Raw genomic sequence first — 22,972 nt, 5'->3', positions numbered from 1 at the left:
GTAAGTCGCATGCTTGCAGATTCCGTCGCCTCCGCGCTCCGCGCCGCCATCTCTGAAGGCGAGTACATGCCCGGACAGCAGCTCAGTGAGGTCCGCGCGGCCGAGCGCTTTGAATGCTCCCGCAACACCCTGCGGGAGTCCTTCGCCATGCTCGCATCCGAGCGAATCGTGGAGCGCATTCCGCACAGGGGCGTCTTCATTGCCACCCCGGATGCCGACTTCGTGCGCGATCTTTATTTAGCGCGCGCCGCCATCGAGCCGGCCGCGGCGCGCTATGCCACCTTCGAGGACCCAGGCGAGCTGGTGCGGCTGACCGAATCCGCCGTGCTTGTCGACGCTCCCCGCCCCCTCATCAATCAGCGCTTCCACAAGAGGCTGGTCGCTGGTCTGGGCTCACCGACGCTGGACCGCTCAATGTCGCACCTGCTGGCGCGTATGCGACTCACCTTCTTGTTGACGCTGGAGCGCTACCCGCAGATTCACGATAACCACGTGCAGGCCAACATCGACTTGGCCCACCTCATCGCGCAGGGTGAGCGTGAGGCGGCGGCTGATGCCTGCCGTGCGGACTTGATGCGCGCGATGGACTCGATTCTTCGGGTCCTCTAACTGTGCCTGCGCTCCTGTTAGCCGGTTCCACCCGCGCGAAACTGCTCGGCCCACATGGTTCTAGTGAGATGGTTCGGGTCAAAAGGTTCGTTTACCCCCAAGTGAACCATGTACGCATTCACAGAAGGTTTGTTTGCCCCCAAACAAACCTTCTGACCAGAACCATCTGAGTAGAACCATGTATCGGCGTCATGAGAGCTAGAGGAAAACGCCACCGAACTGGGGCTCAGGGGATGAGGAAATCGCGGTCCGGGATGTCGGTGACCAACATCTTGCCCGGGGCGTGCGTGATGGCCAGGCTGGGCCGCGAGTTCATCACGATGGCCTGCGGGGTCACGCCACACGCCCAGAAGACCGGGATTGTGCCCTCAGGAATGTCGACGGCTTCGCCGAAATCGGGCTGCGATAGGTCTTCGATGCCGATGGCAGCCGGGTCGCCCACGTGGACCGGGGCGCCATGCACGGAGGGGTAGCGAGAGGTGACGCGGACGGCATCGGACACCTGGCTCGCGGGAATGGGACGCATGGAGACAACCATCGGCCCCGAGAAGACTCCCGCCGGGGTGCAGGGAATCGTCGTGCGATACATCGGTACGTTGCGGCCCTGCTCGATATGAGCGATGGAAATACCATCTTCCAGAAGGGCGTTCTCAAAGGTAAAGGAACAACCGATGAGGAAGGAGACGATATCTTCGGAGTAGAACGGGGAAGCGTCGTCAAGCGTCTGCGTAAGCTGGCCGTCCTCGTAGATGTTGTAGGCCGGGATGTCGGTGCGGATGTCCCCGCCCGGGATGAGGTCAGAGGTGAACTGCCCGGCCTCCAGCACGCCCACGATGGGGCACGGCTTGGGATTGCGCTGAGCGAAGAGGAGGAAATCAAAAGCGTACTCGCTCGGCAGCGCGATGAGGTTGGCCTGCATGAAGCCGCGGGCGTGGCCGGCGGTGGTGGTCATGTCGTGTGCGCGGGCAAAGGCGCGTACCTCTGATGGGGTCTGCATCATGCCCATAGGTTAACGATTCCGGAGATGGATTTGATGCCGATGAAGATTTCCAGCACGAGCGCTAACACGCCAGCGATGAGGAGCCACATCGGTTGCTTGACACCGTGGGTGAGGTCGTGGCGCTTGAACGCGACCCACATGATCATGGCGAAGGCGATAGGCAGGATGATGCCGTTGAAGGCGCCCGCGAAGATGAGGAGCTTCTGCGGCGCGGAGTTAAGAATGCCGAAGAGAATAGCGCAGACAACGATGAAGCCTACGGTGAGGAAATTGCGGGTGCGCGGGCTGACCTTCTGGGTGGTCACGAAGGTGATCGAGGTGTAGGAGGCACCGATAACGGAGGACAGGCCGGCAGCGAAGAGGACGACGCCGAAGGCGCGGAGACCAAATTCGCCGGCTGCGTGACGGAAGGCATCGGCGGCAGTGTTGTCTTCAGAGAGCGCAACGCCGGTGGCGACGACGCCCAGGACCGCGAGGAAGAGCAGCACGCGCATGATGCCGGTGACGATGATGCCGAGGACAGAAGTCTTGGTAATCGCGTTGACGTTTTCCGGTCCAGACAGGCCGGAGTCGATGAGGCGGTGCGCGCCGGCGAAGGTGATGTAGCCGCCCACGGTGCCGCCGATGAGGGTGGTGATGACGAAGAAATCGACGCTCTCCGGCATGACGGTATTCTTCAGCGCCTCACCCACTGGCGGCTGGGAGACAATCGCCACGTAGAGCATGAGCAGAATCATGATGGCGCCCAGCGCGGCGACGATGCGGTCGAGCGCTACGCCGGCTCGCTTGGACAGGAAGATGAAGATGGCGATAGCGGAGGCGATAAGGCCGCCGATGCGGGCATCGATGCCCAGCAGGGCGTTAAGACCCAAGCCAGAGCCAGCGATGTTACCGATATTAAAGACCATGCCACCGATGAAGACGAGAATGGCGAGGAACCATCCAAGGCCAGGCAGAACGGTATTACCCAGCTCGTTGGCACGCATGCCGGAGATAGCAAGCACGCGCCACACGTTGAGCTGGATGGCGATGTCGACGATGATCGACAGCGCAATGGCGAAGGCGAAGGCCGCGCCCATCTGCACGGTGAAGACGGAAGTCTGGGTCAAAAAGCCGGGGCCGATGGCGGAGGTAGCCATGAGGAACATGGCACCGGCCATGGCGCCGATGCCCTTGGGGGCCTGCGCTTCTTGCGGCGCGTTCTGGGCGGCTTCCTGGGAAGCGGAGGGGTTGGTGGGTTCCAAGCTCATTGTTGGGCACCTTTCGTGACGAAGGTCGCATTAAACGTTGGTGAAAGCATAGGGGTTGTTGAACAATCTGTAAACAGCGCGGGGGTGGCGCACGTTACACCCACGCCAAAGGTGCAGCCACCCCACACCCCTCGCCAGATTTCATTGCACGACAATAGAAAGTGACCTAGGATACAAGTTAACTAATGGTCATTCGCATAAATCTATGGAGGAACTCATGCCCCAGGACATCTACATCGCAGGAGCTGCGCGCCTGCCTATTGGCAAATTTGGCGGTAGCCTGGCCCGCCTTCCCCTCACTGAGCTCGGTTCACTCGCCGCCGAAGCAGCTATTGATCGTTCGGGGCTTTCCGGCGCCGACCTCGATACCGCCGTGGCTTCCAATGTCATGCCCGTTGTGCCGAAGGACCTCTACCTCTCCCGGGCGATTGCCAAGAACGTGGGCATGCCAGACTCCTCCACCGCCATGGGAGTCAACCGCCTCTGCGGCTCCGGTGTCCAGGCCGTCATCAGCGCGGCCCAGCTCCTGCAGACTGGCGACGGCTCCCTGGCGCTGGCCGTCGGCGCGGAATCCATGAGCAACGCGCCCTATTCCGTCGAAGGCGCGCGCTTTGGCAAGCGCATGGGTGACGGCAAACTCTACGACTGGCTCACCGGCGCACTCTCCTGTCCCTTCGGCACCGGGCATATGGGCGTAACCGCGGAGAACGTCGCCGCCGATAACAACATCTCCCGCGAGCGCCAGGACGAGTTCGCCGCCGAATCCCAGGCGCGCGCCGCGAAGGCCCGCACGGAAGGTATGCATGCCGAGGAAATCGTCCCCGTCGGCGAGCTGGATTTTGATGAGGGGGTGCGGGAGACGGACGTCGAGAAGCTGGCAAAGCTCAAGCCCGTCTTCGTTAAAGATGGAACCGTCACCGCCGGCAACGCCTCCGGCATCAACGATGGTGCCGCGGCCGCCGTGCTGGCCACCGCGGAGGAGGTGACCAAGCGTGGCCTGGACCCGCTGGCAAAGATTGTGTCCTGGTCCGTCGCGGGCGTGGACCCGACGCGCATGGGCATTGGCCCGGTCGCCGCCGTGCCGAAGGCTTTAGAGAAGGCCGGCCTGAGCCTAGACGATATCGACCTCATCGAATCCAACGAGGCCTTCGCCGCCCAGGCCATCGCCGTGCAGGATCATCTGGGTTTCGACCCGGCGAAGACGAATATCTATGGCGGTGCCGTCGCGCACGGCCACCCGGTTGGCGCCACGGGCATCATCCTGCTGACCAAGCTGGCTTATGCGCTGCGCCGTCAGGGTAAGCGCTATGGCCTGGTCACCATGTGCATCGGCGGCGGTCAAGGAATCGCCTTGATTATTGAGAATGGAGCGAAGTAAATGAGCATCACCAAGGTAGCCGTCATCGGCGCAGGGTCTATGGGTTCTGGCATCGCCGCGCTCTGCGCCTCCGCAGGCATGGACGTCGTGCTGCTGGACCAGAACGCGGAGGGCGCCCAGCGAGGCGTCGAGATCCAGCTCAAGCGCAAGGGCTTCCACCTGCCGGAATTTGCCGAGCGCGTTCGCGCCAGCGATGACTACGCCCTGCTGAAGGACCGCGAGTGGGTCATCGAGGCCATCTTCGAGGACTTGGGCGCCAAGCATTCGCTCTACCAGGCCATCGAGCCTCATTTGCCCGCGGACGCTCTGTTGAGCTCGAATACCTCAACCCTGCCGCTAGCCTCTCTTCTTGAGGGCGTGCCGGAGGCCCGCCGCGATAAGTTCGCCATCACGCACTTCTTCAATCCGCCGAAGATCATGCGCCTGGTAGAGCTCATTGCGTCTGGCCCGACGGAGGCTGCTCTGCGTACGACCATCGAGCAGACGCTGGGCAAGATTGCGCTCGAATGCCGCGATACCCCAGGGTTTATTGCCAACCGCGTGGGCTGCTACTGGATGGCTGCCGGCGTGGCCCGCGCCCGCGAGTTCGACGTGAGCTACGAGCTTGCCGACGCCTCCTTCGGCCGCGCCTTCGGCATCCCCCGCACCGGTATCTTCGGGCTGCTCGATTACATCGGCCTCCAGCTGGTCAAGCCGATCTGGAAGTCCCTGGAGACGGCCCTGCCGGCGGGCGATCCGCTTCTTGACGTCCCCCTCGGCGATGACCCCTTCATCGAGGGCCTCGTCTCCCGGGGGCTGACCGGCCGCACCGGTGAGGGTGGCTTCTACCGCGGCCGTAACGAGGTTATTTCTGAGTCCTACGAGTACGTGCCCCGCTCAACGTTGTCTGATCCTGTCGTGGGCCTCAAGGATCCCCGCGAGGTCATGGACACCGACTCCCCCGGCGGCCGCTTCGCCCGCGCGGTCTTCCTCGACACGCTGGCCTACTGCTGCGAGGTCGCGCCCTCCATCGCGGACCACGTGGGCCTCATCGATGAGGGCCTCACCTTGGGCTTCGGTTGGAAGAAGGGCATCTTCGCGCTTGCCGACGCCATCGGCATCGACCACGTCGCCTCCGCCTACGGCTCCGATGTTCCTGCATTGGTCTCGGCCGCTGCTTCGGCGGGTGGCTTTTATGGCGAGGGCTCGGTGCTCTCCTCGACTGGTTCGCGCCAGGAGCTCGCGCCGCGCGAGGGCGTCGTAACGCTGGCCTCTCTTGATACTGAGACCATCGTTTCTCTGGAGGCGGGCGCGGTCCACGCGGTGTCCACCTCTGCTGGACGCATCGGCATCATCGACCTGCACACACCGATGAACTCCATGCCAACCCCGGCCCTTTCAGTTATTCGCGCGGCCCTCGACGCTGTGTCCTCTTCCAACCTTGTCGCTCTGGTCATTGCTAACGACAAGCCGGTCTTCTGCGCGGGGGCGGACCTCGCTTCCATTGCGGCTGCGGGTGAATCGGGTTCCGCTTCGCGCGTCGAATCATTGATTTCGGATGGCTCCAAGACCCTGCGTGCGCTCAAGTTCGCCCCGGTTCCCGTGGTAGCGGCTGTGCGGGGTGTTGCCTTGGGTGGCGGCTTTGAAACTGCGCTGTCCTGCGACCGCATTGTTGCTCATGCCGATGCGCGCCTCGGTTTCCCGGAGCGCACCGTGGGTCTCTACCCAGGCTGGACGGGCACAATCTCCTCGCTGGAGCGCCTCAAGGCGGCCGGCGTTGAAGACTACCACCAGAAGGCCTTCGACTTCATCGCCTCGGCGCGCAACTTCTCTTCTGCTTTCGAAGCCCAGAAGGCTGGCTTCTTATCCTCGGATGACGTCGTGCTCATGTCCTTCGACCACGTCCTCGCTCACGCTTTGCTCGAGGCCGCGGACCTGGCTGCCTCCTACACCCCGCCTGCAGACGCTTCTATCGAGATGTACTCTGGCTCCCCCGCCTTGGACCGTGACTGGCCCATCGAGGGCACCACCGAGAACGACCACGTTATCGTGGCCAAACTCGCCGAGATGTACACCGCTCCTAGCTCCACCTCCGCTGCCTCCTCAACTGACGCCCCTGCTCCTGAATCCAGCTCGGACCCGGTTTCACTGAGCTTCACCGAGTTCTGTGAGCGCGAAGTGGAGTTCGACGTGCCGCTGGTCCTCATGCCGGCCAACGTGGAGCGCGCCAAGCACATGGCAGCCACCCGCAAGCCCCTCAACAACTAGCCCTGCTTTGTTGCCCGGCTCGCCGCTCTTTCTTCTAGCCGGCTGACACGCTATCTGGCACATCGTCGAGCACGCCACCGAGCGCACCGCCCCGCTCCTGTCTTCGGAGCGGGGCTTCGGTGTTCTCAGCTGCTCACAGCACGGAGCTTCACGGCTTTCCTGGCAGCGAAAGTCGGAGGTCTAGTCCAACTGCAAACGGCATCTTCTAGACGGCATCTCACAAAAGGCGTTTTTGGCTTCAAAAACGCCATTTGTCAACCAAAGAAGGCATTTTCAGGCCTGAAAACACCTTCTAACTGATGCCTTTTGACAGATGCCATTTGTGAGCAGACCCAGCCGGCATTCCGTTAAGCCGACTGGCGCCGCTGCAATCCCTCCAGGGCACTCCGAATCTCACTAACTACCCGACCTTTCTCTTGAAGCAATTCAGCGGGAGTAAACCGCAGGACTACAAAGCCCATGTTCTGAATATGTTTCTCGCGTTGTCGTTCTGCCCGGATAACTGCGTCAGTGGGCTTGCCGAACGTTTCGCCGTCATATTTCACGGCACCATCAATTTCGACGACAAGGTTGTCTCCAACAAGAAGGTCGGGGCGAAAACCACCGGGCAGTTCACACTGCAGTCGAATTTTGGTACCTAATCCAGCTTCAATAATGAGCGCACGAGCCCATGATTCATATGGAGCTTCTGGCAGAGAACTTGCATACTTAACCGCCTCCCTGGCAGCTGCAATTCCTTTAGCTCTGCCAAGTGCAACCGCCATTCTCCTTAGTTCATCGACACTCACGAGCCTTCGCCGCAACGCGCAGTCCATAGCCATAAGACCTTCAGCGAAAGACCATAAACGCGCAATATCAAGACACGTGCGTGCAACGGACGTGCACCTAACGCCCTCATTCGTCAGAATATGCTCAGAGGGAATTGCCATTTTGCGATAGCTAACTTTGTCTCCCCAAACCTGCCTCCTCGGAACCGACTTAGAAAGACGCGCTACCGACACCCGCTCACCGACTGGCGGAAGCGTCCAAAGCCCTAAGAGACGTGCCGCCGATACCCCGACTACCACGGCATTGTGTGCACTAAGTCCTACTGCCCTAATATCGATAAGCTGCTGGCGGTGTCGCGGGAGCTTCGCGTAGAAATCACGCGAAATTGCGTATCGGGAAGTTAGCCGAATGATGGAACCATTTGCTAAACCGCGCCACACCGGATGCTCATTGGGAAGTGAACGAAGGTAAATGAGCTTATCAAAATCATTCATGCATCTACTTTGTGCAAACTCTGCCTTGGAATGCCATAGCGGGTTCCTTATCTAGCAAAGATCTGTGGGATTCTAGTCCGGAGTCGCGCGACCGACACGATTAGTCGCATGGCTTACCAATGCTTGGCATCCTGTAGGCGGGAGCCGACAGCTCACAAAAGATGCCTACCAATAGACATCCCCAAAAGGCGCCCAACAAACGGCATCCCCCAAAAGGCATCTTTGCCTCTAAAAACGCCATTTAGAAAGCCCAAAAGGCGTTTTTGGACTTAAAAACGCCTTTTGACAGATGCCTTCTAGAAGATGCCAACTAAGATTGCGGCACCCGAGAGCATGCGGGCCTTCCACCCGGAAGCAACGAGTAGCCTCCCCACCAGGACTCGAACCTAGAGGGGCCGCGATAGTGGGGAAAAGATGGGCACGGTGAAATAGGGGCCACTTCGAATCGCTACTTGTAGGCCGAGAAGCCCGTAATCTTCTTGCCCATAATCAGGGACTGCACGGTATCAGTGCCTTCGTAGGTGTGCATGGCCTCGATGTCGGCGAAGTGGCGCGCGATGTCGTTTTCCAGCAGGATGCCCACCCCGCCGAGCATGTCGCGGGCATCGGCGGCGATGCGGCGCGCGGCCCGCGTGTTGTGGAGCTTCGCCGCCGAGGCTTGCTCCGGAGCCAAAGTCCCTGCGGTTTCGCGTAATGAGACCTCACGGCAGGTCAGCATCATCTGGCTCAAGTCAAGCACCATGTTGGCCAAGCGTTGCTGAATGATCTGTGCCTTCGCCAGCTCGCGACCAAACTGCACGCGCTCGAGCACATAGGAGCGGGCAATCTCATAGCAGGCCACCGCCGACCCCAGCGCCATCCAGGACACACCAATGCGTGTAGCAGTCAGCACGCGAGACACATCCTTGAAGCTGCGGCAGCCCGGTAGCTGGTTGGCGGCGGGGATTCGGCAATCAGTCAACGTGATGTGCGCCTGGTGGATAGCGCGAAGAGAAAGCTTGCCCTCAATAACGGAAGCCGAATAACCAGGAGCCTCCTGCGGCACGATGAAACCGCCAACATTGCCATCCTCCATGCGCGCATAGATGATCGTGATGCCGCCGGAAGCGCCATTACCAATCCACTTCTTCTCACCGTTGAGCACCCACTCATCGCCATCGCGCACCGCGGTCGTCTCCAAAGCAATCGAGTCCGAACCGTGAGCTGGCTCCGTCAGCCCGAAAGCGCCGAGCAGCGAACACGAAGCCATCTGCGGCAGGTACTCAGCCTGCTGTTCCGGAGAGCCCAGCATCGAAATTGAGCGCATGGCCAGCCCAGCCTGCACCGCAATCACCGTGCCCATCGAGGCATCCGCACGCGTGACCTCCATGAGTGCCAAGCCAGCACCAAGCGTCGACATCTGCTCGTGGCCTTCCACCGCCAAACCATCCGTCATCACGTCCAAGTCGCCCAAGCGCTGAACCAAGTCCAGCGGGTACTCCGCAGCCTGCCAGTGCTGGTTGATCACCGGGGCGGAGTACTCGCGAAACTGCGCCGCACGCTTCCACCCAGCAGCATCTGATGCAGAGAGGTCGTCAAAAACACCCAAGAAATCAGTGGTGGGCTCGAAAAGGTTGTGGGACATAGTAAATTCTCCAACAAACAGGCAATACGAATGGCGATTAGCCCCAATTGTGACCTGACTCTCCCCGGGCTGTCAAGTGCTCCACACATAATGCGATTGCCCCGCACATAACGCGGCCCGACCACACGCAATGCAGCACGACCACGCACGCACAGCCACCAGACAATCCAGTACCCCACCGTCCCCCGCAGCCCGTATCGCAGGTACACTAACCACCATTAGCTCATTGAGGAGGACGCCCACCATGGCCAACCAGAGACGCCGCGACCAAATCGCCGCCGCCGCACTCGACCTCTTTGACCAACGCGGCTATCACGCCACCGGCATGGAGGACATCGCCAAAGCCGTCGGCATGCGCGCCTCCAGCCTGTACAACCACTACTCCTCCAAACAAGAGCTTCTCGCCGAAGTCACCATCACCGCCATGGAGGACCTCCTGCGCGCCAACGCCGCCTGCCTCGCCGGGCTGAGCGATCCCCGCGACAAGCTCGTCGCCACCATGAAAGCCCACGTCATCTACCACGCCACCCACGCCCGGCGCGTCCGCGTGGTCAACAACGAGCTCACCAACCTCGAAGAGCCCCACAAGTCCGTCGTCCTGCAGCTGCGCCGCGATTATGTCGCCCGCTGGATGGCCGTGGTCAACGAGGGCGACTTCCACGCGGAGAACCTCAAAATCGCCTGCTGGGCGCTCATCGATATGGGCATCGGCGTGGCCCAATGGTTTAGCCCCGACGGTGACTACACCGCCGAGGCTTTAGGTGACATGTACGGCCAGTTCGCCCTGCGCCAGCTTACCTAGGGCGCACAACCAATCTGCTGCTCTTCCTCACGCCCATCCGGGTACTGCACGCGCACGCGGGAGTAGACCTCGGCGTGGTAGCCGCACGCCACGCGCTTGTCGACGACCACCTTTACCCGATCCTCATTGAATGTGCCTTCCGCGCAGTTGGGGTCACAGTTATTCTCGATGGCCACGCCGTCTGCCTCCGCGGCATCCGCGCCCCAGTGCTGCCATTCAAGCTGGTTGACCAAGTAGTTATTATCCGCACAGGCCAGCGAGATGCGGTCCGGGCCCTCCAGGCCCGTGACGGAGACACAGTCCAAAATGGCCGTGGCATCGATGGTGGTTTCCACGTCTGGGCCTACGAGTCCAACCACGCGCACCAACTGGCCGGTGGCGGGCAAGACAGAGAAAGAGACGCGGTCAGAATCGCGAATCACGGTGACCAGCTGGTCCTCGCCTTCGCCCTCAACAGTGCCGACCTCATTGCCCTCCGCGTCCGCCAGCATGTCATAGGCAATCTTCTGCTGCTCGCTACTCAGTCCCGGCTGGAGCAGCAGCTCCAGCGCGCCTAGTGCGCGATTCGGGGCGGAATCCGCCAGCTTCTCCAGCCCAGCACGATCCGTCGCAACGACGAGGTCCTCCGGGTTGATAGAAGGCTGCGGATCGAAGCCCGGCACCTCGCCCTGCGAGGACACCTCCACGGCACCGCCAGCATCCACCGCATATTCGGTGATTGCCGTGGCATCACCAAGCGTATCGACGCGCTTCATGTATTCCTTCGCGGTCACGCCTTTATCCACGGCATCGGGCTGAGTGGCTGCAGCTTCGCCGGCCTGGGTCAGGATCTCCGCAGCCGAGGCCACGGGCTCCGAGTGATTGAGCAGCGGGAAGGCACCGCCGATGAGCGCAAGCACCGCGACGGACGCCGCCGCAATGGTCCACGTGGGGCGGCCCTTCGTGATCTTTGCGAGGGTGTCTTCGGAGCGGGTGAGGGAGGCGTCGTCAAGCGCGGTGTCGGGAACGGGGTTGGCGGCGCGGAGTTTGTCGAGAGAGTTAGACATCGGTTTCTCCTGTGAGTTCGGAAAGGTGGGTGCGTGCGCGGTGCAGGCGAACACGCACGTTGTTGCGGGAAATGCCGAGGACCTCGGCGATATCGGGATGGTCGAGCCCCTCCCAGGCATGGAGAGTGAGAATTTCGCGCTCGGCGTGCGAGAGCTGCATCAGCGCGCGCGTGATGTCGAGGTTGGCATCGACAGCGTCATAGCCGGCGTAGGACTCCAGCTCGTGATCATCGAGGTTCTCCGTTTCCCGGCGGGTGCGGTAGAACTCGCGCATCACGTTGCGGGCGATGCCATACAGCCACGGCAGCGGCGTGCCGCGCAACGAGTCGAAGCCGGCCCACGCCCGCTCGAAAACGTCGGCCGCCAGCTCTTCCGCGTGACTCGGTGGGACGCGACGGCGCAAATAGGCCAGCACCGCCGGGTAATGCTCGCGAAACAGGCGGGAGAATTCCCGCTTGCGCGAACCAGGCAAGGTAAGGACAGACACTAAATAACTCCATATAGTTCGTGGGCTCACTGAGTATGTTGCATCAGACAGCCGAGCGTTACAGAAAAGTACTGAAATGGTTTACTAGTAGGGCTATGGAACCACTCGAGCTCTCCGCCCTGACGGGCACGCAGTCGCGCACCTACGGCACGCGCAAGATCACCAAGGACATGATCTCAGCACCCGTGCACGTGGCTATTGCGCTGTGGGATGAGCGCTGGGATTCCGCCGAGAACGGCACGATTGACGGCTGGGTCATCGCCGTCAACACCAAGAAAACGCGCTTCGTGCGCAAGGGCCAGATCATGAAAGGCGATATCGTTGAGGTAGCCGTCCGCGAGCTGGAGAAGGCCACGAAAAATATCCGAGGGCGCAAATGGATCGTCACTGGGCGCCGACAAGCGGCACTGCGCGCCGCCCTGGAGGAACGCGGCTATACCGTGACAGGGAGTTTTGCGGAGGAGAATAGGGCGTCGAAAAGCGCTAGCTCCGTACGCCGCAAGCAGGCCGGAATCACCGCGCGCCGCGCGAAGAAAGAAGGCGAGGCCCCGCGTAAAAAGCAGGTGGTAAAGGTAGAGACGCCAAAGGCGCACTGGTGGCCGAACTTCTCGACGGCCTCCTCCTGGCCGGAGGACGCTACCGTGCGCATCGCCACGGATGCCTCCTCGGACACGGTGTTTAAGGGCTCGATGTGCTTCGTGGCCAGCAATGGCGACTACCGGTTGCGCACGCGCAAGACGACGGCCAGCACCGATGAGCTTGAACTCGAATCCTTGACGCTCGCACTGAAATACCTGCTCAAGGTCGGCGCAACCAAGGCGATCATCGAGTCAGACTCCGTCGCCGCGTTGGAAGCGGTGGAGCAGATTCGGAAGAAGGGCTCGAAGGCGATGCGCTCGCGGGGCGTGTGGCGGGGGCTATCCTCGGGCTCGCGCTCGCGCTTCCAGCAAGCGTGGCATGACGTGGAGGGAGTCTGCGAGGTGACCATTCGCCGCGTGATGGGGCATGCGGGTGACCCGCTGAACCGCGCGGCGGACCAGATTGCGTACATGGGCCTGCGCGCAATTGCGCATCCGATGAAACAGTCGCGGGCAACGCTGAAAGAGGGCATTAGGAAGACGTTGGCCAAGCTCTAATTCGGGGTTCGGGGCATGGGTGGCCTAGGGTAAATCGCATGAGCAATCCCTTTGACTCCAATCCCTTCGAGGAGCCGGCCAAGCCTTTCAACGGCCGTGGAGCGAACCCCTTCGCGGAGCCCGCGCGTGAGGCGTATGCGGCGCCTTCTGAGACTCCGCCTGTGACGCCTTTCGCGGATCCTTTTGCTGAGCCTTTTGCCGAGTCTGAGCGCGCATACGCCCCGGCCCCGCTGCAGGACTATTCCCTCGAGCAGCACTCAACGGGCGGCAAGATTCACCGCTTTTCCGTCTTCAAGGGCCTGCTCAGCCTGTTCTCATTCTTGGTCGGCTTCACCGCGATTACCGATGGCGACGTAGCCTTCGGCCTCGGCTTCGCTTTGCCCGGCGCGTGGTACTTCATCAAAACGCTGCAGCAGAAAGCCAACCCGACCACGCCGCAGAAGCGCCACTGGTTTGTCATCTGGTTGGTTGCCCTCGTGCTCATCTTCTTCGGCGCCTAGCAACCACCCGCCTCCACACGATGCGCAGCAGCGAATGCGGAGTCGCCACCACCTCGCGCAGGTAGTTCCACGGGCGGTCTTTCCGCGGGGTGCCAACGCCGTGCATGCGGACCCGAATCCCTAGGTGCCAGGCCCACAGGCGGGTGCGCAGCACGTGGAAGTCATTGGTCACAACGCGAAAATAGCTATAGTCCGGGCACAGCGCATGCGCGCGCTCGAGGTTCTCGTTGGTGCTCGTAGCGAGTGGTTCGAGGCGAATCCGCTCCGGATTAACGCCCCGCTCGATGAGGTAGCGCGCCATCGGCTCCGCTTCCCCGTAACCGGATACGATGATCGGCTCCTCCGGCAGCACGCGCGCCATCACCACCGCGCGGTCCAAGCGGCTGCGCAGCAGCGAGCCCGGCTCGCCGCCCTCCACGCGCGCGCCCAACACCAGAAGCGGAAACTGCATGCCCGCTAGCTTAGCGTGCATACTGGTCAGCATGAGTATGTGCGTAGTCGGCTCTTAAGATCAATCTCCCCGGTCGACTTCCCGCTTTATTCGCCGAGGAGCTGGGAACGCAGGTTCTCGTCCTTCTTCTCTACCTCGGCGGCCATGTTCTCCTGGTAGGCCGCCATCTTCTCCACGAGGGCTGGGTCGCCCGCGGAGAGGATGCGCACGGCGAGCAAGCCGGCGTTCTTGGCACCACCGATGGATACGGTGGCCACCGGAACGCCACCCGGCATCTGCACGATGGAAAGCAGCGAATCGAGACCATCGAGATCCTTCAGCGCGCGCGGGATGCCGATGACCGGCAGCGGCGTGGCCGCGGCAACCATGCCCGGCAGGTGGGCCGCACCACCGGCACAAGCGATGATGGCTTTAAGCCCGCGCTCGTGGGCAGACTTGGCATAAGCCAGCATCTTTTCTGGGGTGCGGTGCGCGCTGACGACGCCCACCTCGAAGGGCACGCCGAACTCGGCGAGCACCTCGGCGGCGGGCTTGACGGTGGGCCAGTCGGAATCGGATCCCATGATCAGGCCGACGAGAGGTTCCATGAAAAATCTCCTTCTTTACTAAGGCTTAAGCTCGCTGCGGGCTTAAGCCCACTGCGCGTGGACGAGGAAGTGGGCAGCATCGTGAGCGATGCGGCGGGTTTCCTCCACATCCTCACCGACGACGTTGACGTGGCCGATCTTGCGGCCCGGCTGGTGGTCCTTGCCATAGAGGTGGACCTTCGCCTCTGGGTAGCGCTCCATGACTTCACGGACGCGCTGCGGCATGGGCATCTGCGGATCTTCTTCGGCACCCAGCACATTGGTCATGACGGTGACCGGCGCTAGGGCTGCGGTGGAGCCGAGCGGCAGGTCCAGCACGGCGCGCAAGTGCTGCTCGAACTGCGAGGTCACGCAACCATCCTGGGTCCAGTGGCCGGTATTGTGCGGGCGCATGGCCAGCTCGTTGACCGCGATATCTTCTTCCACGACCGCTCCTGGCGCGCCTGAAGCGGACGCGATGATGCAGCCGGCGTCTTGCTTCGTGGCGAAGGCGAAAAGCTCCACCGCCAACACGCCGGTAACGCCAAGCTCAGTGGCTACCTTGATGCCTACCTTCATAGCACGCTCTGCCAGCTCCGGCGAAAGGTTCGGGGCTGGGGCAAAGGCCTCGGCGCAGATGCCGTCCCGCTGCACGGACTCGGTGACCGGCCAGACCTTCACTTCGCCGGAGGGGCGGCGGGCAACGAGCACGGACAGCTCGCGGGTAAGGGCAACTTTTTCCTCTGCCATAAGCGGGGTGCCTGCTGCGAGAAGCTCCTCTACCAGCGGCTCCAGCTCCTCCGAGGAGGGGAACCACACGCCATGGCCGTCGTAGCCGCCGCGGCGGGCTTTGAGGCACACGTGATCGTCGACAAGCGCGGCGAAATCCCGTGCATCCTCCACCGATTCGATGGCGGCAAAGCGCGGCACTGGGGCGCCCAGCTCGGCCAGTTTCTGGCGCATGAGCAGCTTGTCCTGCGCGTAAAGGAGGGCGGAAGGCTGGGGCTGGACGTTGAGGCCGTCGGCGATGAGCGCCTGCACGTGTTCGGTGGGTACGTGCTCGTGCTCAAAAGTGATTGCATTCGCGCCTTCTGCGGCGGCGGTGAGCACGTCGAGATCGTGATAGTCACCGAGAACGACGTCTGGGATCACCTGTGCGGCGGACTTATCCGGCGCGGAGGCCAGCACGCGCAGGTGGATGTCGAGCTCAGCGGCGGCCGGCTGCATCATGCGTGCAAGCTGGCCGTCTCCATAAACAGTAACGAGGGGTTTGTGTTGTTCACTCACTCTTTCAATACTAGCCTTGGGGCCATGATCGTCCGGCATACCATCTTTCAGAACTCTCTCATGACCGCCCTGTTGGATGGTATTTACGACGGCGAAATGACCATCGGCGAGCTCTTGGGCAAGGGCAATTTCGGCATTGGTACCTTCGATGCGCTGGACGGAGAGATGATTATCCTCGACGGGGTGTGCTACCAGCTGCGCGGCGATGGCACCGCGACGGTGGCGGACTTGGACCAGGGAACTCCCTTCGCGGTGGCCACGAACTTTGTCCCCCGTATTAAGGTGGCCGCGCCCAAAGGATTGAAGCGCGAGGAGCTATCGGCCTTCATCGATGAGGTGGAGCCTTCCGCCAACTACATGTACGCGGTGCGTATCACCGGACGCTTCAGCAACGTGGTTACCCGCACGGTGGTCAAGCAGAGCAAGCCCTACCCGCCGATGGCGCAGGCGGTGGGCGGTGACAAGGAGCTGCGCTTTGACGACGTCGAGGGCATCATCGGTGGTTTCCGCACGCCGGTCTTTGAGAAGGGAATCTCCGTGCCCGGATGCCACGTGCACTTCATCGACGCTGCGCGTACCTCCGGCGGGCACGTGCTGGACTACACGGTGGATGAGGCCACGATTGAACTGTGCCCCGGCACGGACCTCGACCTGCGCTTGCCTTTGACACACGAGTTCCGCTCCGCCAACCTGGCACCTGATGACTTAGACCAGCAGCTGCACACGACGGAGATTAAGGACTAACCCCAGACCGGTTGCTCGTTGAGGATGTCTTCGACTCGTTTGGCTTTGGGGATGGACGGAAAATACATCGGCTTCTCATAGCCATGGAGTGCCAGCGAAATCCCGCCGCGGCGGCGACGCGCGCCGCGGATATCGGTGAGCGGGATGGAATCAACGCGCTTGCCCTCGCGGGCGATGACACGCAGGTTGGTCACGATGAAGCGCTTGCGGCGGGCTTTAACGAGGGGCACGATGAAGCGCCAGGCAGCAAGCAGGGCCCATATAGCTACTAAACCATTGCGAATCGACAGGTCAATACCGTTATAGTCACACCAGCCGATGGCAATCCAGCACACGCCCGTGACGACGACGAGCTCTAAAAAAGGAAAGAGCAGCGTCCGAAACGGGGCGGTCATGTCCGCGCGCACAACCTCGCCGCGGCCCATCTGCATGAGGTTCATGGGGCACATGGTACCTACCTTCCCACTCGTTCCACGGTCTTCCCCCGCTACCCGAGCGTGAGGGGTGAGCGCCTCCTAGCCTCGGCAGTCCGGCGGCCCGGCGGTCCGGCGCGGCATCGCACATGGCATTTCCTAAAAGGCATCAGTCGAAGGGCGTCTTTGCCCCTGAAAACACCATCTGTCGGCCTGTAAAAGGCGTCTTTGGGAGTAAAGACGCCTTTTGACTAATGCCTTCTGATAGACGCCTTGTGAAAAGCGCCATGCGGGATTGTGACAACCTAGCGCGTTCCACCGGGGTTACCTCTCCTCGCAGATGGGGCCAGTGCACGGAAATTTCTAGACCTCACGACTAGCGCACGACGACTAGCGCACGACACAAAACCCTTGACAGCGGGAAAGGCCGGCAGTAGGTTGAGAAACACCTATGCAATCGATTGCACTAGAGGCCACAGGAAGGAGGATTTCATGACTGGAGCCACATTAAAAGATATTGCCGCTGCGGCCGGGGTTTCAGTTTCCACCGCCTCGCGTTCCCTTGCCGGAAATCCTGCTATCTCCGAGAAAACACGGGCAAAGGTAATGAGCATTGCGCAACAGCTCAATTATTTGCCCAACGCTCAGGCACGAGCCTTGAGAAACTCTCGGTCCGACGCCATAGGGCTTATCATCCCCAACTTGGACAATGCCTATTTTGCTGCCATGGCCGCTGCAGTGGAAGAAGAAGCGAATAAGCGCAAACTCTCGACCATAATTACCAGTTGCGGAGAAGACCCAGAGCGCCTAACCAAGGCCCTCGACACCCTCTCCCAACGCCAGGTAGACGGAATCATCAGTGTCCCGCTCGAAGGTGCAGAAGATGCACTGCAGCGCGCGGCGGAATCTCGCCCACTGATACTCATCGATCGTTCTCTTAAAAACCTCCCAGCCGTGGTCTCAAACCCAATTACCGGGATACATGCGGCCGTGGCCCAGCTCAAGAGCAAGGGACACACGTCAATTGGGTATCTCTCTGGCCCCCAAGAAACGTCCACCGGACGCGAGCGCCTCAACGCATTCAAGGACGCAACAACCGGAATGGATATCCACATCCATCACGGCAGCTTCCGCCACCGATCTGGATACAAGGGCGCCATCGCGCTTCTTCAAGAAGGCGTCACAGCCATAGTCGCAGGCGATTCCATGATGACCGCAGGCGCGCTAGAAGCTTGCCATAACGCTGGCAAAAGAATTGGTGAAGAAATCGCACTAGTTGGCTTCGATGACTTCATCTTTTTACGTTTCCAACCAGCGCCAATCTCTGTCATAGACCAGAACGTTACGCGCATGGGAGAAGAAGCTACCGCTCGCTTGGTTGACGCAATTGATAACAAGCGGCAGCCCGAATCGACGGTCATCGATACCCGCTATATCCCACGAATGTCCACCGCCTACCGATTCCCTGGAGAACTCACATGAGTGAAACCGTCCTAAAACTTGAAGGCGTAACCAAGTCCTTCGGCCCCGTTGATGTCATTAAAGGGGTCGACCTCAGCGTTCGGCGAGGCCAAGTTCAAGCCCTTTTGGGCGAAAACGGCGCCGGTAAGTCCACGCTCATCAAAATGATTGCGGGCGTACACGAACCGGACTCTGGCCGCATACTAGTAGATGGCAAAGAAGTTAGAATCCCCGATACTAAGGCCTCCGAGGCCCTCGGTATCGCCACTATTCACCAAGAACTCAACTTGGTGCCGACTATGTCGGTAGCTGAAAACATTGTGCTCGGTCGCACTCCGCAACGCTACGGACTTGTCAACCGCAAGCATCTCAAGGCTCAAGCGCAAGCAGCCCTACACCTCATCGGACTTGATGTTGACTTGGATACTCCGGTGGGTGAGTTGGGCGTCGCCAAGCAGCAGCTGATTGAGATCGCCAAAGCCCTTTCCATGAATGCGCGCATCCTTATCTTGGATGAACCCACAGCCGCGTTGACCGGCAAAGAAGTCGATGCGCTCTTTACAGTTCTCGAAGGACTCAAAGCAAAAGGCGTGGCGATGGTGTTTATCAGCCACCACCTGGATGAACTGGCACGGATCGCGGAGACCATTTGCGTACTGCGCGATGGTGCCTTCATCGCCGAGGTCCCTTCCGATACAGATGAGGATGAACTGGTCCGGCTGATGGTCGGTCGCAGTATCGAAAACCAGTACCCGCGCGACACTCCGCCCGAGCGCGGCGAGGTCTTGCTTGAAGTTGCAGGCCTGACTACACAAGGTTCGTTTCAGGACATCTCCTTCGAGGTCCACTCCGGCGAAGTTGTCGGTCTCGCCGGACTTGTCGGCGCTGGCCGCACGGAGATCATTCGTGCCATCGCTGGCGCAGACACCTACGATTCAGGATCCATTCGTGTGAATGGCCAAGAACTTCGAGGCGGCGACATCGGCGCCGCAATTCGCGCCGGGGTGGGACATATCCCCGAGGACCGGAAAGCACAGGCGCTAGTCCTGGATGCTTCGGTAGCAGACAATCTCGGTTTCGCGACGCTCTACCCCACCGCTAGAGCTGGGATTGCGGACCGTTCTGGCCAACATCGGCGTGCGGGAGAAGTGGCAGAAAAACTTCGTATACGCATGTCCGGGCTTGACCAGGCTATCCGCAATCTCTCCGGCGGAAACCAGCAAAAGGCAGTCTTCGGCCGGTGGGTCCTCGCCAACTCAAAAGTTCTCTTACTCGATGAGCCAACCCGCGGCGTCGACGTAGGCGCCAAGGTCGAAATCTACAACATCATTAACGAGGTTACGGCAGCCGGTGGCGCGGTCCTCATGGCTTCCTCTGATCTACCAGAGGTACTTGGAATGTCTGACCGGATCCTCGTCATGTCGGGGGGCCAACTTGCCGGGCAACTGCCAAAAGACTCCACTCAAGACGAGGTCATGACCCTCGCCGTAGCCAACGTAACTTCAGCAACCTCCGCTGCCGCTACTAACTCCGCTAGCCACGACCCCAAGGATTAATTATGACCAAGAATCGTGTAACCAACTGGGCTCTGAACAATGGCGCTCTCGTCGGCCTCATCGCGCTGTGCATAGCGCTTTTCATCGCCACCCCGTATTTTTTAACCGTAACGAATCTACTTAATGTAGGCATCCAGGCAGCTACCGTGGCCATCCTGGCTTTCGGCATGACCTTCGTTATTGTTACCGCGGGAATCGACCTTTCTGTCGGTTCTGTAGCCGCACTTGGCGCTATGGTGTCGGCCTATATGTTCTCCACTGCTGGGCTTCCGGGCTGGCTGACTCTCCTCATTGGTCTCGGTGTGGGTGCCTTGGCGGGCGCTATCTGTGGAATGGCCACTGCGTGGGGAAAGATTCCCTCCTTCATTGCAACACTGGCAATGATGTCTATTGCGCGTGGCCTAACCCTCGTCATCTCGCAAGGCTCTCCCATTGAGACCGCGCCTTCGGTCAACTTCTTTGGCAGCGACGTAGCCGGCCTCCCAGTGCCCATCATCATGATGGTGATTGCTGGGCTCCTCTGTTGGTTCATCCTCGAGCGCACTGTGCTCGGCCGTTCCATGTACGCGATCGGAGGAAATCTCGAAGCAGCTCGCCTCTCCGGTCTCCCAGTCAAGCGCATCCAGATCGCAGTTTTCGCGCTCTCTGGGTTCTTCGCAGCGTGGGCGGGCATGGTTATGGCGGGCCGACTCGAATCTGCACAACCGCAAGCAGGCACCGGTTATGAGCTGGATGCCATCGCCGCAGTCGTCATCGGTGGTGCCTCGCTGTCTGGTGGACAAGGCAAAGCAACGGGGACTCTGGTTGGCGCTATTTTGCTGGCGGTCATCCGAAACGGCCTCAACCTCCTCAATGTTTCCTCCTTCTGGCAGCAGATTGTCATCGGTTTAGTCATCGCGTTGGCCGTGGGCTTCGACGTCTTCCGCAATAAGACGGCTAACTAAAAGGAGTGCCTCATGAAAAAGATCATTTCTGCAGTTCTCGTTGCCGTTCTTGCTTTGGGTTTGGTCTCATGCAACCGCTCTGAGGAAGACCGTCAGCGCATAACTCTTGCGCTATCAACCCAGACAAACCCCTTCTTCGTTGAGCTACGCCATGGCGCACAGGACAAGGCCAAAGAACTCGGAGTCCCCCTCGATATCCAAGACGCCTCGGATGATCCTGCTCAGCAAGTCAATCAACTCGGCAACGCTACGTCGATGGGCGCGAAAGTGGTGGTTGTTAACCCCACAGACTCCGATGCTGTAGCTCCAGCAGTACGCGGAATCAAGAACCATGGTGTCCCTGTGGTCGGTGTAGACCGCGACGTTAACGGCGTAGATTTGGATTCCATGGTTGCCTCCGACAATGTCGCCGGCGGTGCCCAAGCAGCAGATCAACTGGCCAAATCCATCGGCGAAGAAGGTGACATCCTCATCCTGCAGGGCACCGCAGGTACGTCGGCCTCGCGCGAACGTGGCAAGGGCTTCGAGTCACAGATTGCCAAGTACCCGGGCATCAAGGTGGTTGCTAAACAGTCAGCAAATTTTGATCGTACAGAGGGACTCAATGTAGCCACCAACCTTTTGCAAGCCAACCCGAACATCAAGGCCATCTTTGCGGAGAACGATGAAATGGCCCTTGGCGCCGTCGAAGCCCTGGGATCGCGCGCTGGTTCCGAGGTCAAGATCGTGGCCTTTGACGGTACTTTCGACGGACTTAAGGCTGTCAAGGACGGCAAGCTGGAAGCTACTATCGCTCAGCAACCAGCCGAGCTCGGTGCCCGCGCCATCGAGCAAGCCGCACAACTCCTGCATGGTGAAAAGGCACAGAAATCTGTCCCCGTAGAAGTCATCACCGTTACCCGCGACAACGTAGAGGAATTCCAATGAGCAAGTTAACTGTCGTCGGTTCTATCAATGCCGATCTCATCGTCCACGCAGAGCGCCACCCTCAGCCCGGAGAGACCCTGCTGGGTTCTGGCGGTGAAATCCTAGCCGGGGGCAAGGGCGCAAACCAGGCAGTGGCCGCGGCCCAACTTGGTGCGCATGTCGCTTTCGTCGGTGCCGTAGGATCTGATCCCTATGCCGAACCCGCTATGCATTACATGCGGACCTCGGGTATCGATCTCAGTGCAGTAGAGCAGGTAGACACCAATACTGGCCTCGCTGTCATCACTGTTTCCGCCGACGGCGAGAACACCATCGTCATTTCCCCCGGCGCTAACGCTCAAGTCGACTCAGATTTTGTCGCCGCTCGCGCCTCCACCATCGCCGATGCCGACATTGTTCTCCTACAAGGTGAAATCCCTGCTTCCGGTTTTCAAGCCGCAGTAGAACACAGCAATGGACGCGTCGTGGTTAACCTCGCCCCTGTTGTCCAAGTCGACCGTGAAAGCCTGCTGCAAGCCAATCCGCTTCTTGCCAATGAGCACGAGGCTGGTCTCATTTTAGAGCAGCTCGGTCTTCCCTCCGATGGCACCCCTCACGAGCTTGCTCACCGACTTATTGAGGCTGGCTTCCGCTCCGTAGTCTTAACCCTTGGCGCGCGTGGAGCGTACGTAGCCACCCCAGAAGGCGGCACGGATATACCTACCCCACGCGTGACCACCATAGATACCACCGGTGCTGGCGACGCCTTCGCCGGCGCGTTGTGCTCCCGACTCTTGCAGGGCGACTCACTCATCGATGCGGCCTCATTCGCTGCCCGCGTCGGAGCTTTCGCTACAACCGGCAATGGAGCACAGCCTTCTTACCCAACTACTTCTTCACGCTTACCGGAGGTGGACAATGCGTAAATCTGGAATCCTCAACCCTGCACTCGCCAGCGCCGTTGCGCGCCTTGGGCACACCGATACTTTCGTCATCGCGGATTGCGGGCTTCCCATACCGCAGGATGTGACAGTTATTGATTTGACGTTAACCTTTGGCATCCCTTCCTTCGGCGATACGCTTTCCGCGTTACTCGCCGAAGTAGTAGTAGAGGCAGCCACGATTGCGGATTCCACTCCGCCAGAGGTTCGGACGCTGCTTCCCAGCATCCCACTTACGGAAGTCGCGCACGAGGAGCTCAAACGTCAAGTCGCCGACGCCTCTTTCGTGGTGCGCACTGGGTCAACAACGCCGTTTTCCAATGTGATCTTTCGCTCCGGCGTGCCCTTTTAAAACACCTTTC

General features: G+C 60.4%; 23 protein-coding genes. 13 read left to right on the top strand and 10 right to left on the bottom strand.

What is annotated here, in order from left to right; all coding sequences use genetic code 11:
• Positions 1-9 precede the first annotated feature (9 nt).
• Positions 10-609, top strand: coding sequence for a GntR family transcriptional regulator (locus tag HMPREF2807_RS00170; protein ID WP_070509513.1), 600 nt, complete (start codon positions 10-12; stop codon positions 607-609).
• A gap of 226 nt (positions 610-835) precedes the next feature.
• On the opposite strand, the gene HMPREF2807_RS00165 is transcribed toward HMPREF2807_RS00170, so the two are convergent.
• Both HMPREF2807_RS00165 and HMPREF2807_RS00160 read right to left on the bottom strand, forming a co-directional pair.
• The gene (locus tag HMPREF2807_RS00165; RefSeq protein ID WP_369816128.1) at positions 836-1,615 is read right to left on the bottom strand and encodes a putative hydro-lyase; all 780 of its coding nucleotides are present in this window, start codon (positions 1,613-1,615) and stop codon (positions 836-838) included.
• Positions 1,606-2,859 carry an NRAMP family divalent metal transporter gene (locus tag HMPREF2807_RS00160; RefSeq protein ID WP_070509512.1) on the bottom strand — a complete coding sequence of 418 codons (1,254 nt, stop codon included), beginning with the start codon at positions 2,857-2,859 and terminating at the stop codon, positions 1,606-1,608. The genes HMPREF2807_RS00165 and HMPREF2807_RS00160 overlap by 10 nt, the downstream gene beginning before the upstream one ends.
• Positions 2,860-3,076: 217 nt before the next feature.
• Here HMPREF2807_RS00160 and HMPREF2807_RS00155 point away from each other — a divergent pair, with 217 nt between their 5' ends.
• Both HMPREF2807_RS00155 and HMPREF2807_RS00150 read left to right on the top strand, forming a co-directional pair.
• Complete coding sequence (locus HMPREF2807_RS00155) at positions 3,077-4,237, top strand: acetyl-CoA C-acyltransferase (protein ID WP_070509554.1); 1,161 nt, start codon at positions 3,077-3,079, stop codon at positions 4,235-4,237.
• Complete coding sequence (locus HMPREF2807_RS00150) at positions 4,238-6,484, top strand: 3-hydroxyacyl-CoA dehydrogenase/enoyl-CoA hydratase family protein (RefSeq protein ID WP_070509511.1); 2,247 nt, start codon at positions 4,238-4,240, stop codon at positions 6,482-6,484.
• 347 nt (positions 6,485-6,831) lie between these two features.
• Here the strand turns inward: HMPREF2807_RS00150 and HMPREF2807_RS13280 are convergent, their stop codons facing one another.
• Together HMPREF2807_RS13280 and HMPREF2807_RS00145 are read right to left on the bottom strand one after the other, a co-directional pair.
• The gene (locus tag HMPREF2807_RS13280; protein WP_083306644.1) at positions 6,832-7,746 is read right to left on the bottom strand and encodes a DUF559 domain-containing protein; all 915 of its coding nucleotides are present in this window, start codon (positions 7,744-7,746) and stop codon (positions 6,832-6,834) included.
• Between the two features lie 448 nt (positions 7,747-8,194).
• On the bottom strand, positions 8,195-9,370 hold the full coding sequence (locus tag HMPREF2807_RS00145) for an acyl-CoA dehydrogenase family protein (RefSeq protein WP_070509510.1): 1,176 nt from the start codon (positions 9,368-9,370) through the stop codon (positions 8,195-8,197).
• 244 nt (positions 9,371-9,614) lie between these two features.
• Between HMPREF2807_RS00145 and HMPREF2807_RS00140 the strand changes: the two genes are divergently transcribed.
• Positions 9,615-10,172, top strand: a complete 558-nt coding sequence (locus tag HMPREF2807_RS00140) for a TetR/AcrR family transcriptional regulator (protein WP_046647001.1) — start codon at positions 9,615-9,617, stop codon at positions 10,170-10,172.
• Here the strand turns inward: HMPREF2807_RS00140 and HMPREF2807_RS00135 are convergent.
• Both HMPREF2807_RS00135 and HMPREF2807_RS00130 read right to left on the bottom strand, forming a co-directional pair.
• Entirely contained in the window at positions 10,169-11,218 is a 1,050-nt protein-coding gene (locus tag HMPREF2807_RS00135; protein ID WP_070509508.1) for a hypothetical protein, read from the bottom strand. The genes HMPREF2807_RS00140 and HMPREF2807_RS00135 overlap by 4 nt on opposite strands.
• Complete coding sequence (locus tag HMPREF2807_RS00130) at positions 11,211-11,705, bottom strand: RNA polymerase sigma factor (RefSeq protein ID WP_046647003.1); 495 nt, start codon at positions 11,703-11,705, stop codon at positions 11,211-11,213. The genes HMPREF2807_RS00135 and HMPREF2807_RS00130 overlap by 8 nt, the downstream gene beginning before the upstream one ends.
• 95 nt (positions 11,706-11,800) lie before the next feature.
• Here HMPREF2807_RS00130 and HMPREF2807_RS00125 point away from each other — a divergent pair, with 95 nt between their 5' ends.
• Positions 11,801-12,841 carry a ribonuclease HI gene (locus tag HMPREF2807_RS00125; RefSeq protein WP_070509506.1) on the top strand — a complete coding sequence of 347 codons (1,041 nt, stop codon included), beginning with the start codon at positions 11,801-11,803 and terminating at the stop codon, positions 12,839-12,841.
• 38 nt (positions 12,842-12,879) lie between these two features.
• The gene (locus tag HMPREF2807_RS00120; RefSeq protein WP_070509505.1) at positions 12,880-13,341 is read left to right on the top strand and encodes a hypothetical protein; all 462 of its coding nucleotides are present in this window, start codon (positions 12,880-12,882) and stop codon (positions 13,339-13,341) included.
• Here the strand turns inward: HMPREF2807_RS00120 and HMPREF2807_RS00115 are convergent.
• From HMPREF2807_RS00115 to HMPREF2807_RS00105, 3 genes are all read right to left on the bottom strand, one after another.
• Entirely contained in the window at positions 13,322-13,792 is a 471-nt protein-coding gene (locus tag HMPREF2807_RS00115) for a YdcF family protein (RefSeq protein WP_070509553.1), read from the bottom strand. The two genes, HMPREF2807_RS00120 and HMPREF2807_RS00115, sit on opposite strands and share 20 nt — an antisense overlap.
• 86 nt (positions 13,793-13,878) lie before the next feature.
• On the bottom strand, positions 13,879-14,379 hold the full coding sequence (gene purE / locus HMPREF2807_RS00110; protein ID WP_046647007.1) for a 5-(carboxyamino)imidazole ribonucleotide mutase: 501 nt from the start codon (positions 14,377-14,379) through the stop codon (positions 13,879-13,881).
• 42 nt (positions 14,380-14,421) lie between these two features.
• Positions 14,422-15,684 (bottom strand): 5-(carboxyamino)imidazole ribonucleotide synthase, encoded by a 1,263-nt coding sequence (locus tag HMPREF2807_RS00105; protein WP_070509503.1) that lies wholly within the window; start codon positions 15,682-15,684, stop codon positions 14,422-14,424.
• On the opposite strand from HMPREF2807_RS00105, the gene budA reads away from it, so the two are divergent.
• The gene (budA, locus tag HMPREF2807_RS00100) at positions 15,670-16,389 is read left to right on the top strand and encodes an acetolactate decarboxylase (RefSeq protein ID WP_070509501.1); all 720 of its coding nucleotides are present in this window, start codon (positions 15,670-15,672) and stop codon (positions 16,387-16,389) included. The genes HMPREF2807_RS00105 and budA overlap by 15 nt on opposite strands.
• Here the strand turns inward: budA and HMPREF2807_RS00095 are convergent.
• Entirely contained in the window at positions 16,386-16,829 is a 444-nt protein-coding gene (locus HMPREF2807_RS00095) for a hypothetical protein (protein WP_049156384.1), read from the bottom strand. The two genes, budA and HMPREF2807_RS00095, sit on opposite strands and share 4 nt — an antisense overlap.
• Before the next feature lie 465 nt (positions 16,830-17,294).
• Here HMPREF2807_RS00095 and HMPREF2807_RS00090 point away from each other — a divergent pair, with 465 nt between their 5' ends.
• The 6 genes from HMPREF2807_RS00090 to rbsD are packed head-to-tail and all read left to right on the top strand — an operon-like array spanning position 17,295 to position 22,962.
• Entirely contained in the window at positions 17,295-18,284 is a 990-nt protein-coding gene (locus HMPREF2807_RS00090; RefSeq protein ID WP_046647010.1) for a LacI family DNA-binding transcriptional regulator, read from the top strand.
• A complete protein-coding gene (locus tag HMPREF2807_RS00085) occupies positions 18,281-19,819 on the top strand; it encodes a sugar ABC transporter ATP-binding protein (RefSeq protein WP_070509498.1) in 1,539 nt (512 codons plus the stop codon). The genes HMPREF2807_RS00090 and HMPREF2807_RS00085 overlap by 4 nt, the downstream gene beginning before the upstream one ends.
• Positions 19,820-19,821: 2 nt before the next feature.
• Positions 19,822-20,763, top strand: coding sequence for an ABC transporter permease (locus tag HMPREF2807_RS00080; RefSeq protein WP_046647012.1), 942 nt, complete (start codon positions 19,822-19,824; stop codon positions 20,761-20,763).
• A 12-nt stretch (positions 20,764-20,775) separates the two neighbouring features.
• The gene (locus HMPREF2807_RS00075) at positions 20,776-21,690 is read left to right on the top strand and encodes a D-ribose ABC transporter substrate-binding protein (protein ID WP_070509497.1); all 915 of its coding nucleotides are present in this window, start codon (positions 20,776-20,778) and stop codon (positions 21,688-21,690) included.
• Positions 21,687-22,595: a ribokinase gene (locus tag HMPREF2807_RS00070; RefSeq protein WP_049156354.1), complete on the top strand. Its 909-nt coding sequence runs from the start codon at positions 21,687-21,689 to the stop codon at positions 22,593-22,595. The genes HMPREF2807_RS00075 and HMPREF2807_RS00070 overlap by 4 nt, the downstream gene beginning before the upstream one ends.
• Positions 22,588-22,962: a D-ribose pyranase gene (gene rbsD, locus HMPREF2807_RS00065; RefSeq protein WP_049156355.1), complete on the top strand. Its 375-nt coding sequence runs from the start codon at positions 22,588-22,590 to the stop codon at positions 22,960-22,962. Before HMPREF2807_RS00070 ends, rbsD begins: the two co-directional genes overlap by 8 nt.
• The last annotated feature ends 10 nt before the right edge of the window (positions 22,963-22,972 follow it).

The sequence above is a fragment of the Corynebacterium sp. HMSC074A09 genome (genome assembly GCF_001811545.1).
In the GTDB taxonomy this organism is placed as follows: domain Bacteria; phylum Actinomycetota; class Actinomycetes; order Mycobacteriales; family Mycobacteriaceae; genus Corynebacterium; species Corynebacterium hiratae.
The sequence above is the reverse complement of the archived record's forward strand: the minus strand, read 5'-3'. Positions and strand labels throughout refer to the sequence as shown.